Origin of the sequence: Cellulomonas sp. A375-1, assembly GCF_001040865.1 — a bacterium.
In the GTDB taxonomy this organism is placed as follows: domain Bacteria; phylum Actinomycetota; class Actinomycetes; order Actinomycetales; family Cellulomonadaceae; genus Cellulomonas; species Cellulomonas gelida.
The window spans coordinates 48,152-61,698 of record NZ_LFKW01000004.1; the positions used below are offsets into that span (position 1 = coordinate 48,152).

General features: G+C 72.6%; 13 protein-coding genes and 1 pseudogene. 5 read left to right on the top strand and 9 right to left on the bottom strand.

What is annotated here, in order from left to right; all coding sequences use genetic code 11:
• From CWIS_RS00425 to CWIS_RS00435, 3 genes are all read right to left on the bottom strand, one after another.
• On the bottom strand, positions 1 to 1,114 hold a 1,114-nt coding region (locus CWIS_RS00425), incomplete at its 3' end, for a BMP family protein (RefSeq protein ID WP_048341236.1).
• Between the two features lie 238 nt (positions 1,115 to 1,352).
• Positions 1,353 to 2,603, bottom strand: a complete 1,251-nt coding sequence (locus CWIS_RS00430) for an amidohydrolase (protein ID WP_048341237.1) — start codon at positions 2,601 to 2,603, stop codon at positions 1,353 to 1,355.
• Between the two features lie 108 nt (positions 2,604 to 2,711).
• Positions 2,712 to 3,851: a mannose-1-phosphate guanylyltransferase gene (locus tag CWIS_RS00435; protein ID WP_048341238.1), complete on the bottom strand. Its 1,140-nt coding sequence runs from the start codon at positions 3,849 to 3,851 to the stop codon at positions 2,712 to 2,714.
• 226 nt (positions 3,852 to 4,077) lie between these two features.
• Between CWIS_RS00435 and sdhC the strand changes: the two genes are divergently transcribed.
• From sdhC to CWIS_RS00460, 5 genes are read left to right on the top strand one after another with little or no spacing between them, the layout of a single operon-like run.
• Positions 4,078 to 4,497 carry a succinate dehydrogenase, cytochrome b556 subunit gene (gene sdhC / locus CWIS_RS00440; protein WP_082156102.1) on the top strand — a complete coding sequence of 140 codons (420 nt, stop codon included), beginning with the start codon at positions 4,078 to 4,080 and terminating at the stop codon, positions 4,495 to 4,497.
• A gap of 3 nt (positions 4,498 to 4,500) precedes the next feature.
• Complete coding sequence (sdhD, locus tag CWIS_RS00445; protein WP_048341240.1) at positions 4,501 to 4,959, top strand: succinate dehydrogenase, hydrophobic membrane anchor protein; 459 nt, start codon at positions 4,501 to 4,503, stop codon at positions 4,957 to 4,959.
• 22 nt (positions 4,960 to 4,981) lie between these two features.
• Positions 4,982 to 6,829: a succinate dehydrogenase flavoprotein subunit gene (gene sdhA / locus CWIS_RS00450; RefSeq protein WP_048341241.1), complete on the top strand. Its 1,848-nt coding sequence runs from the start codon at positions 4,982 to 4,984 to the stop codon at positions 6,827 to 6,829.
• Positions 6,829 to 7,587 carry a succinate dehydrogenase iron-sulfur subunit gene (locus CWIS_RS00455; RefSeq protein ID WP_048341242.1) on the top strand — a complete coding sequence of 253 codons (759 nt, stop codon included), beginning with the start codon at positions 6,829 to 6,831 and terminating at the stop codon, positions 7,585 to 7,587. The genes sdhA and CWIS_RS00455 overlap by 1 nt, the downstream gene beginning before the upstream one ends.
• A 5-nt stretch (positions 7,588 to 7,592) precedes the next feature.
• A complete protein-coding gene (locus tag CWIS_RS00460; protein ID WP_048341243.1) occupies positions 7,593 to 8,372 on the top strand; it encodes a phosphotransferase in 780 nt (259 codons plus the stop codon).
• Between the two features lie 4 nt (positions 8,373 to 8,376).
• Here CWIS_RS00460 and CWIS_RS00465 read toward each other — a convergent pair whose 3' ends face one another.
• The 6 genes and pseudogenes from CWIS_RS00465 to CWIS_RS00490 all read right to left on the bottom strand — a co-directional run.
• Positions 8,377 to 9,384, bottom strand: coding sequence for a YihY/virulence factor BrkB family protein (locus CWIS_RS00465; RefSeq protein WP_048341244.1), 1,008 nt, complete (start codon positions 9,382 to 9,384; stop codon positions 8,377 to 8,379).
• Between the two features lie 53 nt (positions 9,385 to 9,437).
• Positions 9,438 to 10,019: a 2'-5' RNA ligase family protein gene (locus CWIS_RS00470; protein ID WP_048341245.1), complete on the bottom strand. Its 582-nt coding sequence runs from the start codon at positions 10,017 to 10,019 to the stop codon at positions 9,438 to 9,440.
• Positions 10,016 to 11,035, bottom strand: coding sequence for a tryptophan--tRNA ligase (gene trpS / locus CWIS_RS00475; protein WP_082156103.1), 1,020 nt, complete (start codon positions 11,033 to 11,035; stop codon positions 10,016 to 10,018). The genes CWIS_RS00470 and trpS overlap by 4 nt, the downstream gene beginning before the upstream one ends.
• Positions 11,036 to 11,101: 66 nt before the next feature.
• A complete protein-coding gene (locus tag CWIS_RS00480; RefSeq protein ID WP_048341247.1) occupies positions 11,102 to 11,452 on the bottom strand; it encodes a translocase in 351 nt (116 codons plus the stop codon).
• Positions 11,453 to 11,524: 72 nt separating this feature from the next.
• A complete protein-coding gene (locus CWIS_RS00485) occupies positions 11,525 to 12,943 on the bottom strand; it encodes a S1C family serine protease (RefSeq protein WP_048341248.1) in 1,419 nt (472 codons plus the stop codon).
• Positions 12,940 to 13,547: pseudogene (locus tag CWIS_RS00490) on the bottom strand (zf-HC2 domain-containing protein); the annotation flags it as partial. The pseudogene CWIS_RS00490 and the gene CWIS_RS00485, both read right to left, overlap by 4 nt.

Below are 13,547 nucleotides of genomic sequence, written 5' to 3' on the forward strand. Positions count from 1 at the left end.
TCAGGTACGAGGTGACCGTGACCTTGCCGTCGATGATGTCCTGCTGCAGCTGCTCGACCTCGGCCCACAGCGCCGGGTCGACCTTGCTCTCGAAGTTGTGCAGCGGGGCCAGGCCGACGCCACCGTTCTCGAGCGTGCCGACGTACGCCTCGGGGTCCCAGTTGCCGCTGCCGGAGGCCACGACGGCCTCCTTGGTGGAGACGTCCATCTTCTTGAGGATCGAGGTCAGGACGAGGTCCTGCGTGCTCGGGTCCGTCACGAAGAAGTCGGCGTCCACGCCGATCAGCGCGATGTCACGACCGGAGTCGGCGATCGCGTCCATGGCCGACTGGTAGATCGGGCCACCGACCGGGAGGATCACGTCGACGCCCTGGTCGATGATCCCGGCCGCGACCTCCTTGGCGCTGTCGTTCGCCTCGAAGCCACCGGTGAAGGAGCCCTTGTCGCCACCCTCGAAGCCGACGACCTGGACGGTCGTGCCCTTCGTCTTGTTGTAGTACTCGACGCCCTGCTTGAAGCCGTCCATGAAGATCGTGACGGTCGGGTAGGGCTGGCCACCGAAGGTGCCGACCTTGCCTGCCTCGGAGAAGCCGGCCGACAGGTAGCCCGCGAGGAACGCGGCCTGCGCCGTGTCGTACAGCAGCGGCTTGATGTTCTCCGCGTCCTTGGTGCCGTTGAAGTCGTTGTCCGCGGCGTCGTCCACGAGGATGTAGTGGATGTCCGGGTTCTCGAGCGCGGAGGTCACCGTGTCGGCCGAGAGCGCGAAGCCGACCGAGACGATGCTGTTGCAGCCCTCGGAGACGAGGCTCTGCAGGTTGCCCGGGAAGTCGGCAGCCGAGTCGGACTGGACCTGGGCGAACTGGGCGCCGAGCTCGTCCGCGGCCGCCTTGGCGCCCTCGAAGCTCAGCTGGTTGAAGCTGCGGTCGTCGAACCCGCCGGCGTCGGAGACGATGCAGGCCTTGAAGTCGATGGCCTCGCCGGTCGGCTCGGACGAGGCCTCCGTCGTGGTCCCTGCCCCGGGCGTCGAGGTCGTGTCGTCGGGGGCGTCGCCACACGCGGCGAGCGCGAGGGCGACCGCGCCGCTGAGCGCGGCCACCTGGATGAGCTTCTTCACGCGTCACTCCTGAGTTCTCGTCAGAACGCCTGACCCGGCCCTCGGGAACGCGCAGGTGTGCGGTCCCGACCTTCGACACGGATCGGCATCGATGAGTCGGACTCTAGTGAGCGCGGGATGACGCGCATGTTACCGGCGGGTATCGCCGCAGGTTCCGTTACGGAGTTGGAATGTCGGCCCAGGTGGCGGACCTGCGGTACCGCGATGCGAGACGGGCACGGCGGACGTTCGGGACACCTCAGGCAGGCGTCCCGGCGCGCACCGCGGCGCGTGCGAGCAGCAGCGCACCCGCCTCGACCGCCCGTTCGTCGACGACGAGGTCGCCCTGGTGGATGTCGTACGTGCGCCCTCCCGGCGTCCGCGTCCCCAGGCGCGCCATCGCACCCGGGACGCGCGTGAGGTACCACGCGAAGTCCTCGCCGCCGAGCGACTGCTCGGTCAGGTTCACGGCGTGCTCGCCGAGCACGTCGCGCGCGGCGGCCTCCAGCACGGTCGTCGCGCGCTCGTCGTTCTCGACCGGCGGCACGCCGCGCTGGTGCCGGATCTCGACCTCGACGTCGTACGGCGCGACGACCTGCTCGACCGCGTCGTGGAACACCTGCGACGCGGTCTCCCATGCACGCACGTCGAGGCAGCGCAGGGTCCCGCGCACCGAGCCCGCGCCGGGGATGACGTTGTGCGCCGTGCCCGCCTGGATCGCGCCCCACGTGAGGTTCACGCCCGAGCGCGGGTCGAGGCGCCGACCGAGGATCGCGGGCACCTGCGTGACGACCTGCGCCATCGCGTAGACGAGGTCGCCCGTCAGGTGCGGCCGCGACGTGTGGCCCCCGGCGCCCGCGAACGTCACGGTCACCTCGTCGCTCGCGGACGTGATGGGCCCGATGCGCGTGCCCACCTGGCCGACGTCGACCTTGGGGTCGCAGTGCACCGCGAAGATCTGCGCGACGCCGTCGAGGCCGCCCGCGGCGATCACGTCGAGCGAGCCGCCCGGCTGTACCTCCTCGGCAGGCTGGAAGATCAGGCGCACGCCGGTCTCGAGCTCGCCCGCGGCCGCGAGCTCCGCGAGCGCGAGCCCCGCGCCCAGCACTGCCGTGGTGTGCACGTCGTGCCCGCACGCGTGCGCGACGCCGCGGTGCGTCGACGTCCACGGCAGGCCGCAGTCGTCCGCGACGGGCAGGGCGTCGAGGTCGGCGCGCAGGCCGATGCGCCCGCGCCCGGTCTGGGCGTGCGAAGGGCCGATGTCGCACACGAGCCCGCTGCCGGGCAGGAGCCGGGGCTCGAGACCGGCCACCCGCAGCCGGTCGGCGACGACGCGCGTGGTGCGCTCCTCGGTGCGCGCGAGCTCGGGGTGCGCGTGCAGGTCACGCCGGATCTCGACGAGCTCGTCGCGCAGCGAGTCGACGAGGCGTGCGAGCCGCAGCACCGCGGCGGTGGTCGGCGCCGGGCGCAGCGAGTCGAGCGAGGGCACGGTGGAAGGCAGGACGGGCACCTGGCGAGGTTATCGCCGCACGTCGTCGCGGGTCGCGGCGTCCCACCGCCACGACGCGGCCGCCGACGTCGGGCACTGCCTCAGCACGGCGCTGCCGGAGCAGGGCCCCTACAGCAGGTCGTCGCGCCCTGCGGCCCGCCAGCCGTCGACCGCCGCCTTGACCTGCTGCGCGTGCGCCCGGGTCGTGACCAGCAGCGCGTCGGGGGTGTCGACGACGACCGCGTCCGGGATGCCGACGACCGACACGGTCCGCCCCGCGGCGGGCACGACGAACGCGTCGGGCGCCTCCACGCGCAGCACGGCCGCGTCGTCGCCCAGCGTCGTGGTGGGCAGCAGGCCGGCGAGCGAGTCGAAGTCGCCGACGTCGTCCCAGCCGAAGTCGCCTGGCACCACGGCCACGCCCCCCGCGGCGGCCACGGGCTCGGCGATCGCGTGGTCGATCGCGATCTTCGTCAGCCCCGGCCACACACGCGCCAGCACCTCGTCGCGCGCGTCGGTGTCCCACGCTCGGCCGATCTCCCGCAGGCCCGAGGCCAGGCCCGGGATCTGCTGGGCGAGGTGGTCGAGCAGCACCGCGGCGCGCACGACGAACATGCCCGCGTTCCAGCGGTACTCCCCCGTCGCGAGGTAGGCGACCGCCGTCTGCTCGTCGGGCTTCTCGACGAACCCGGCGACGTGCCGCGCGCTGGGCGCGTCGGCGACCCCGAGCGGCGCGGCGGAGCGGATGTACCCGAACGCGGTCGACGGACCGGTCGCGGTGATCCCGATCGTCACGACGAACCCCTCGCCCGCGGCCGCGACGGCCTCACGGACGGCGCGCTCGAACTCGGGCGCGCCGTGGATCACGTGGTCCGCGGCGAACGAGCCGAGCACGACGTCGTCGCCGTGCCGCTCGACGAGGATCGCCGCGGCCAGGCCGATCGCCGCCATCGAGTCACGCGGCGAGGGCTCGACGACCAGGCGGCCGCGCTCCTCGTCGGCCCCGAGCCCCGGCACCTGCTGCGCGACCGCGGCCGCGTGCCGGACGCCGGTCACGACGACCACGCCGTCGGCGCCGGTCAACGGCGTCAGCCGGTCGACCGTGGCCTGCAGCAGCGTGCGTCCGGACCCGGTGAGGTCGAGCAGGAACTTCGGGTGCCCGGCGCGCGACAGCGGCCACAGCCGGGTGCCGGCTCCGCCCGCGGGGACCACGGCGTGGAAGCCCGGGATGCGCGCGGTCGAGGCGGCAGGCGCGTCGTCGTAGGACATGCGCGTCAGGCTAGTTGGTCGGCCCCGCCACCGGGCCGGCGACGATCACGCGGAACGACCACGCACACACCGCCCGACTGCGCGTCCACGGTCTCACGGTGTGGACTTGGTCACACGCGGGGCCTCGGACCTAGGGCGGTGCTCACCCACCCTGGTGGGTCTATACAGTGAGGTACGCCCATGGGACGAGGCCGTCCCACCCCTGACTCGCCAGGAGGCACCGCCCGTGTCCGCAGCGCCCACCGCGCCCTCCTCGCCACCGGCGAAGACCAAGGCGCCCCTCGGCACTCTCTATCGAGGGCGTGAGGGGATGTGGTCCTGGGTCGCGCACCGCGTCACCGGCGTCGCGATCTTCTTCTTCCTGCTCGTGCACGTGCTCGACACGTCGCTCGTGCGCGTCTCCCCGGAGGCGTACAACGAGGTCATCGGGACGTACAAGAACCCGGTCATGGGGCTGGGCGAAGCGGGCCTCGTCGCCGCGATCGTGTTCCACGCCTTCAACGGCGTCCGCATCATGCTCGTCGACTTCTGGGCCAAGGGCCCGAAGTACCAGCGCGTGATGCTGTGGATCGTCATCGGCCTGTTCGTCGTGACCATGGCGGGCTTCCTGCCGCGGCACCTCATGCACGTCTTCGGGGGTGAGTGACCGATGACCACCATCGCCGACCCCAAGGCGCCGCGCCCGCCGCGCGCCCGCCCGTCGCGGCTGACGACGCGTGGCAACACCGAGCTCTACGGCTGGGTCTTCATGCGCGCGTCGGGCGCCCTGCTGATCGTGCTGATCTTCGGGCACCTGTTCATGAACCTCGTCGCGGGTGACGGCATCTCCGCGATCGACTTCGGCTTCGTCGCCGGCAAGTGGGCCTCGCCGCTGTGGCAGATCTGGGACCTGCTCATGCTCTGGCTCGCGATGATCCACGGCACGAACGGCATGCGCACGATCGTCAACGACTACGCGAGCAAGGACGGCACGCGCCTGGTCCTCAAGGGCCTGCTGTACCTCGCGTTCACCGTGACCGTGGTCCTGGGGACGCTCGTGATCTTCACGTTCGACCCGTGCCCCACCGATGCGCCGCTGAACCTGCTGCCGTCGTTCTGCACCGCCTGACGCCCGAAGGAACCCCAGACACATGCAGACCCACCAGTACGACGTCGTCATCGTCGGCGCGGGCGGTGCCGGGATGCGCGCGGCGCTCGAGTCGTCGACGCGCGTGCGGACCGCCGTCATCAGCAAGCTCTACCCCACGCGCTCCCACACCGGCGCGGCGCAGGGCGGCATGTGCGCCGCCCTGGCCAACGTCGAGGAGGACAACTGGGAGTGGCACACGTTCGACACCGTCAAGGGCGGTGACTACCTGGTCGACCAGGACGCCGCCGAGATCATGGCCAAGGAGGCCATCGACGCGGTGCTCGACCTCGAGAAGATGGGTCTGCCGTTCAACCGCACGCCCGAGGGCCGGATCGACCAGCGTCGGTTCGGCGGGCACACGCGCAACCACGGCGAGGCCGCCGTGCGCCGCGCGTGCTACGCCGCGGACCGCACGGGCCACATGATCCTGCAGACGCTCTACCAGCAGTGCGTGAAGAACGACGTCGAGTTCTTCAACGAGTTCTACGTGCTCGACCTGCTCGTCGACCACGACCTCGCCGCGGGCCACGTGGCCGAGGGCGAGGAGGTCAACGTCTCGGGCGTCGTCGCGTACGAGCTCGCCACGGGAGAGATCCACGTCTTCCAGGCCAAGGCCGTCGTGTTCGCCACGGGCGGCGCGGGCAAGATCTTCAAGACGACCTCGAACGCGCACACGCTCACGGGCGACGGCATGGCGCTGGCGTACCGCCGCGGCATCCCGCTCGAGGACATGGAGTTCTTCCAGTTCCACCCGACCGGCCTCGCGGGCCTGGGCATCCTGCTGTCCGAGGCCGCGCGCGGCGAGGGCGGCATCCTGCGCAACTCCGACGGCGAGCGCTTCATGGAGCGCTACGCCCCGACGATCAAGGACCTGGCCCCGCGCGACATCGTCGCCCGGTCCATGGCCAACGAGGTCCGCGAGGGCCGCGGCGCGGGTCCGAACAAGGACTACGTGCTGCTCGACCTGACGCACCTCGAGCCCGCGCACATCGACGCCAAGCTCCCCGACATCACCGAGTTCGCGCGCACGTACCTCGGCATCGAGCCGTACACCGAGCCCGTCCCGGTGTACCCGACCGCGCACTACGCGATGGGCGGCATCCCGACGAACGTCGAGGGTGAGGTGCTGCGCAACGAGACCGACGTCATCAAGGGCCTCTACGCGGCGGGCGAGGTCGCGTGCGTCTCGGTGCACGGCTCCAACCGCCTGGGCACCAACTCGCTGCTCGACATCAACGTGTTCGGCAAGCGCGCGGGTCGCTCCGCGGCGGCGTACGCCGCGCAGGCCGCGTTCGTCGAGATCCCGGACAGCCCGGCCGCCACGGTCGAGTCCGAGCTCGAGACGATCCGCACCCGCCCGGACGGGGAGCGTGTCGCGGACATCCGCAAGGCGTTGCAGGAGACCATGGACGCGAACGCGCAGGTGTTCCGCACCGCGGAGTCCCTGACCCAGGCGCTGTCCGACGTCAAGGCGCTGCAGAAGCGGTTCCAGGCGGTGTCCGTGCAGGACAAGTCCCGCACGTTCAACACCGACCTGCTCGAGGCCGTCGAGCTGGGCTTCCTGCTGGACATCGCCGAGACGGTCGTCGTCGGTGCGCTCAACCGCAAGGAGTCGCGCGGCGGTCACTTCCGCGAGGACTTCCCCGACCGGGACGACGCGGGCTACATGCGGCACACCATGGCGTACCGTCGCCCGGTGCCGACCGAGGGGCGGCAGTGGTCCGCGGGCGGCGACGGCGACTCCGAGGGGTCGTTCCACCACGTCGAGACGTTCGACGACTACCAGCTGGTGCTCGGCTCCAAGCCCGTCACCATGACCCGCTACCAGCCGATGGAGCGCAAGTACTGATGAGTGCCACGATCGAGGACGCCCCCAAGGTCGGGTCCGTGCCGACGTTCACGGTCACCCTGCGCGTCGCGCGTCACCTGCCCGCCGACGACGGCACCGCCGACACGCGCTGGGACGAGTTCCAGCTCCAGGTGCACGGCACCGACCGCGTGCTGGACGCGCTGCACATGGTCAAGTGGGACCAGGACGGCTCGCTGACGTTCCGCCGCTCGTGCGCGCACGGCATCTGCGGCTCCGACGCGATGCGGATCAACGGCCGCAACCGGCTCGCGTGCAAGACGCTGCTGAAGGACCTCGACCCGTCCAAGCCGATCACGGTCGAGCCCATCAAGGGCCTGCCGGTGATCAAGGACCTCGTGGTCGACATGGAGCCGTTCTTCGCCTCCTACCGCGAGATCATGCCGTTCCTCATCACCACGGGGAACGAGCCGACCAAGGAGCGCCTGCAGTCCGCCGAGCAGCGCGCACGGTTCGACGACACGACCAAGTGCATCCTGTGCGCGTCGTGCACGTCGTCGTGCCCGGTGTTCTGGACCGACGGGCAGTACTTCGGCCCCGCTGCGATCGTCAACGCGCACCGGTTCATCTTCGACAGCCGTGACGAGGGCGGAGCCCAGCGCCTCGAGATCCTCAACGACAAGGAAGGCGTGTGGCGCTGCCGCACGACCTTCAACTGCACCGAGGCGTGCCCGCGCGGCATCGAGGTCACGAAGGCGATCCAAGAGGTCAAGCGCGCGATGATCACGCGCGCGTTCTGAGGGCCGTGGAGCGCTCCGGCGCGTCGGGTGAGGAGACCGAGGTCGTCCTGCCCGGCGGCAACGTCGGCGGCGCGGTCCGTGTCGGGGCGACGGTGCGCCGCCCGACGGGACCGTGGACGCCGGCCGTCCACGAGCTGCTGACGTTCCTGACGGACGCGGGCCTGCGCTGCGTGCCGCGCGTGCACGGGTTCGACGAGCGGGGCCGGGAGGTCCTCGACTTCCTGCCGGGCGACGTCGTGCCCGTCGGCGTCACCGAGCTCTCCGACGCGCAGTTGGCCTCGGCCGCGCGGTGGCTGCGCGACTTCCACACCGTCGTCGCCGGATTCCCGCGCGGGTCGCGGCGCTGGCGCTTCGCCGAGCGCGCGCTGGGGCCGGGCGAGATCGTCTGCCACCACGACTCCGCGATGTACAACCTCGCGTTCGACGGCGACGAGCTCGTCGGGGTCTTCGACTGGGACGTCGCGGGGCCGGGCGTGCCGCTCGACGACCTGGCGATGCTCGCCTGGGCGTCGCCGCTGCTCGTCCCCGACGGCGACTCAGCCCGGATGGCCCACGGCCTGCGCGTGCTCGCCGACGCGTACGGCGACGTCGACCCGGTGGCCCTGCTGCTGCACGTCGAGCAACGCATGACGGCCTCGTGCGATCGCATCGCGGCAGGTCAGCGTGCGGGCGACGAGGGCATGCGCCGCCTCGGCGAACGCGGTGAGCCCGCCGCCACACGGGCCCGGCTCGCGCGGCTCGTCGCCCGCACCGACGAGCTCACCGACGCGCTCGCACGCGCCTGAGGCGTCACGCCTCCTGCGGCACCGGCGAGGGCTGGGGCGGCGGGTTCGCGGTCCACGCCGCGGCGAGCAGCACGATGCGCGCGATGAGGTTGACCCACACGAGCAGGGTCACGACGACCGCGAACGACGCCAGCACGGGGTTCTTCGTCGCGCTCCCGGCGACCACCGATGTCCCGAGGATGCGCACGACCCCGATGCCCGCGGCAGCGATCGCCGCACCGCGCAGCAGGTCGCGCCGGGGCGGGTGCTCGTCCGCCAGGACCCGCACGACCAGCACGAACACGGCCGCGTCGACGACGAACGCCACGAGCGCACCCGCGACGCCCACGGCCACGGTCGACGCGCCGCCCCAGCCGAGCTCGCGCAGCACCCACTGCACGGCACCGGCGACCGCGGTCGTGAGCAGCGCCGAGGCGAGCACCGCGAGCGCGAAGCCCGCGAGCCCGCCGAGCTCGCGCAGCTTGCCGAGCACCAGGTTGCCGCCCCCGCCCTCGTCGGAGAACATCGCGCGCACGCCGGTGCGCAGCGCGGCGGTGGCCGCCAGGGCGGACAGCAGCAGCACGACGAACGCGACCACGCCCGCCGCCGTCAGGCCCGCGCTCAGGTGCAGCGTGGCGGGGTCGACGAGGCCCTCGTCGCCCGGGCTCGTCTTCACCAGGCCGGGAACCGCGCTGTCGATCGACTCGAGCACCTGGGAGCGCAGCTCCTCGTTCCCGCCGAGCACGGCCATGAAGATCGTCCAGCCGATCGTGAGCGCCGCGAACACCGAGAACAGCGCGGCGTACGCGATGCCGCCCGTCAGGACTCCCCCTCCGCGGGCGCCGAACCGCGCGTTCGCGCGGGCGGGGCGCGTCGCCTGCCACCAGGCGAGCAGCGCGCGCACGCGGGCGACGAGGCGCGCGGGGAGGGACGCGCGCGCCGGGAGGACGTCCTCGCCGACGTCCTGCGCGGCGTGCAGGTGCGCCGCCCCCGAGCCTGCCGCGGGCTCCACCTCGTCGTCTCGTCGTTCCACGTCACGAGGCTAGGTGAGGGTCTGCTGGGCGGCACCCCGGCCGGACGGTCGGCTCAGGCAGCCGGTCCCGGCTCCGAGCTCGGGCGCCACTGCGCACGGCCCGTCAGCCGGTACTCCGTGTGCGGACGCCAGACCTCGTCGTCGGACCGCAGGTAGCAGTGGAACCGCGTCACGACGAACGAGGCGTCGAAGTCCGCGAGCTCGTCCATCGCGTGGTCGAGCTGCTCGTCGGACAGCTCGTGCGCGACCGTGACGTGCGGGTGGTAGTGGAACCGGAGCTCCTGCGCGAGCGGGCCCTGCCGGACCGCGGCCTCGAGCTGCTCGCAGCCCGCGATGCCGTCCGCCACCTGCACGAACGCGACCGGCGAGACCGGTCGGAACGTCGCCGTGCCGCGCAGCCGCACCACGAACGGCGCGTGCGAGGCGGCGACGCCGCGCAGGTGCTCCTCGACGCGCGACACGTCGGCCGGGTCCATCGCGGTGGGGCCGAGCAGCGTGATGTGCGGCGGGATGAACGCCGCCCACGGGTCGCCGAGCCGCGCGCGCGCCTCTTGGAGCTGGGCCCCGTAGGGCTCGGGGACGGTGATGGCGACACCCGCGATCACCTGGTCCCCCGCCAGCTCGGGGAGCTTCACGCGCGTGCTCGCCGTCCGAGCAGGCCCGAGCGCTCGTAGACGCGGTCGAGCGTCACCGCCGCGATCGAGCGGGCCTTCTCGGCACCCGCGGCCAGGACCGCGTCGAGCTCCGCCGGGTCGTCCAGGTACTCGTGGACGCGCGCCTGGAACGGCGTGACCCACTCGACGACGAGGTCCGCGAGCGCGACCTTGAGGTCGCCGTACCCCTTGCCCTCGAACTCGGTCTCGAGCTCGGCGACGGGCCGTCCGGACAGCGCCGAGAAGATCGTCAGGAGGTTCGAGACGCCGGCCTTGTGCTCGGGGTCGAAGCGGATCTCACGGTCGGCGTCGGTCACCGCCGAGCGGATCCGCTTCGCGATCGTCTTCGGGTTGTCGAGGAGCTCGATCAGGCCGTTGGGCGAGCCCGCGGACTTGCTCATCTTCGCCGTCGGGTCCTGCAGGTCGTAGATCTTGGCGGTCTCCTTGACGATGTACGCCTCGGGCACGACGAACGCGCCCGGACCGAACCGCGAGTTGAGCCGCTGCGCGAGGTCCCGCGTGAGCTCGAGGTGCTGGCGCTGGTCCTCGCCGACCGGGACCTGGTGGGTGTCGTAGAGCAGGATGTCCGCCGCCATGAGCACCGGGTAGGTGAACAGGCCGACCGTCGTGCCCTCGGCGCCGTGCTTGGACGACTTGTCCTTGAACTGCGTCATCCGCTGCGCCTCGCCGTACCCGGTGTGGCACGACAGGATCCACGCGAGCTCGGCGTGCTCGGCCACGTGCGACTGCACGAACAGCGTCGAGCGCTGCGGGTCGACGCCCGCCGCGAGGTACTGCGCGGCGGTGCGGCGGGTGCGGTCGCGCAGGACGCTCGGGTCCGGGCCGACGGTCAGCGCGTGCAGGTCGACCACGCAGTAGATCGCCTCGTTGCCCTCCTGCAGGGCCACCCACTGCGTCAGCGCACCCAGGTAGTTGCCGAGGTGGAGCGAGTCCGAGGTGGGCTGCATGGCGGAGAAGATGCGAGCGGGCTGTGGCACTGCGGGACCAATCTGTGAGCGGCTCGCCGGGCGGACGAGCGTGGACGGGTGCGGGACGTGCAGCGGTCAGGTGGCCTCGTCGTCGTACGGCGCGGGGCCGACCAACGGGGCGGAGGCAGCGGGTGGGATGCCGACGACGGCGCTCGCCGCGGCCCGGCGTGCCGCCGACGGCTCGTCGAGCAGCGCGTCGCGGACGATCCGTCGTGGGTCGTACTTGCGCGGGTCGAGCGCCTCCCAGTCGACACCGAGGTCGCCGGTCTCCTCGTCGAGCCTCGTGCGCGCCTGGGAGATCCACTCCCTGCCGCGCCGCACGAGCACCGCGAGCTGCTCGGCGTACGCCGGTAGCCGCTGCGGCCCGATCACCAGGGCCGCGACGACGAAGAGCACGATGAGCTCTCCGCCGTTGATGTCGAACACCGGCTCAGGCTACCCCGCTCACGCCGTGCGACCGACGCGGTTTCCCGGGGCCCCGTGCCGCACGACGCGCGCCTACTGCGACTCGTCGAGCTCCACGTCGACCGTGTGCTCGCGCGTGCCGGAACGGACCGTCAGCTCGATCACGTCGCCCGGCTCGTGCGCGCGGATCGCGACGATGAGCTCGTCGGGGTCGGTCACGGGTCGCCCGTCGATCGCGACGATCACGTCGCCCGGCTCGATGCCCGCGAGCTGCGCCGGGCCGCCCTGCGTGACGGGCTCCTGCCCCTCCTGGGCCTCGCTCGAGACACGGACGCCCTCGCCGCCGTACTGCCGGTCGAGCAGCACACCGATGATCGGGTAGGTCGCGTGCCCGGTCTCGATGAGCTGCGTCGCGGTCCGCCGCGCCTGGTTGGACCCGATCGCGAACCCGAGCCCGATGCTCCCGCCCGCGGCCGACTGGCCCGGGGGCTGGGCGATCGCCGAGTTGATGCCGATGACCTCGCCGCGCGCGTCCACGAGCGGCCCCCCGGAGTTGCCCGGGTTGATCGCCGCGTCCGTCTGGATGGCGTTGATGAACGCGGTGTCGGTCTCGTCGCCCGCCGACACGGGCCGGTTGAGCGCCGAGACGATGCCCGTGGTGACGGTCCCGGTGAGCCCGAGCGGCGCACCGATCGCGACAACCGGGTCACCGACGCGCACCGAGTCCGAGTCGCCCAGCGCGAGCGGGACGAGCCCGTCGACGTCGACCTTGATGACCGCCAGGTCGTACTCCGCGGTCCGGCCGACGATCGTCGCGGTCGCCTCCCGGCCGTCGGAGAACGTCACGACGAGCGCGCCGCCGTCGGCGTCCGCACCGGCGACCACGTGGTTGTTGGTGAGCAGGTAGCCGTCCTGGCGCAGCACGAAGCCCGAGCCCGTCGCCGCACCCGCGGCCGACGACGCCTCGATCGACACGACGCTCGGCAGCACGGCCGCGGCGATCGACGCCACCGACGCGTCGCCCATGGTCTCCGCGGCCCCGCTCGGGCGGGTGACGGTCGCCGGAAGGCCCGCGTCGGCCAGGTGGTCGTCCTGGAGCAGACGCGAGCCGGCCATCCCGCCGAGGAGGCCGGCGGCGAGCGCGAGCGCGGCGATGCCCCCGACCCAGCCGCCCGAGAGCCCGCGGCCCCGGCGCCGCCCCGACGACGCCTGGTCCGACCATGCGCTCGGCGCCCAAGGAGTCGCATAGGGCGCATGCGACCCGGCCGAGCCCTGCCGCCCGTCCGCGGGCGACCACGCGTAGCCGGGCGGCCCGGACGCGTGGGGGACGGGCTGCGGACGCTGGGCGTACCAGCCGCCGGGCGGCTCCTGCGGGATCGGGGCCGTGGGCGCGTGGCTGGGATGCGCGGGATCATCCGTGAACCGCTGCGGACCGGTGCGCGGCGTGGGGCCGGGCTGCGCGAACAGCGGCCGCTCGTGCTCGTCGTCGGGCGTCATGTCGTTCGTCGTCATCGCCCGTCGAGCGCCCCGGCCACGGTCGACCAGCCGCGCGAGATGCGCGCCGGCACGCCGCCGTCGAACGCGGCCACGGGGAAGGCCTCGACGAACGAGGACGCGTCACCACCCGCGACCACCTGGACCACGGTCGAGCCGCACTGCCACACCACGTGCCACGGCGCGTACGACAGCACGTACGTCTCGTGCCCGCCGATGCTCACGCGGTCCGCGCGGGCCAGCACGGACGTGTCCAGGCGACCCTCCTGCTCGGTCACGACGAGCGTCCCCTCCGCGCTCGCGAGGTCGACCTCGAGCACACGCTCGTCGGCGACCCACCGCACCGCGGAGACGGACCAACCCTCGGGCAGGGTGTCGGGGAAGCTCCAGCCCCGCGCGCGCAGCGACGCGACGATGCCCTGCGTCTCGTCGACGGCGGACCCGGCCACGGCGTTGACCGCCGAGCCCGACGAGGAGGCACCGGACGCGAGCGTGCCGGACGACCCGAACGTGCCCATGGACGCGCTGCCGAGCAGGTCGAGGTCGGCGCCGGGGTGCCCGACGGGCGCGACGACGGGACGGTCTCCGAGGACGAACAGCATCGCGGCGATCGCGCCGACGC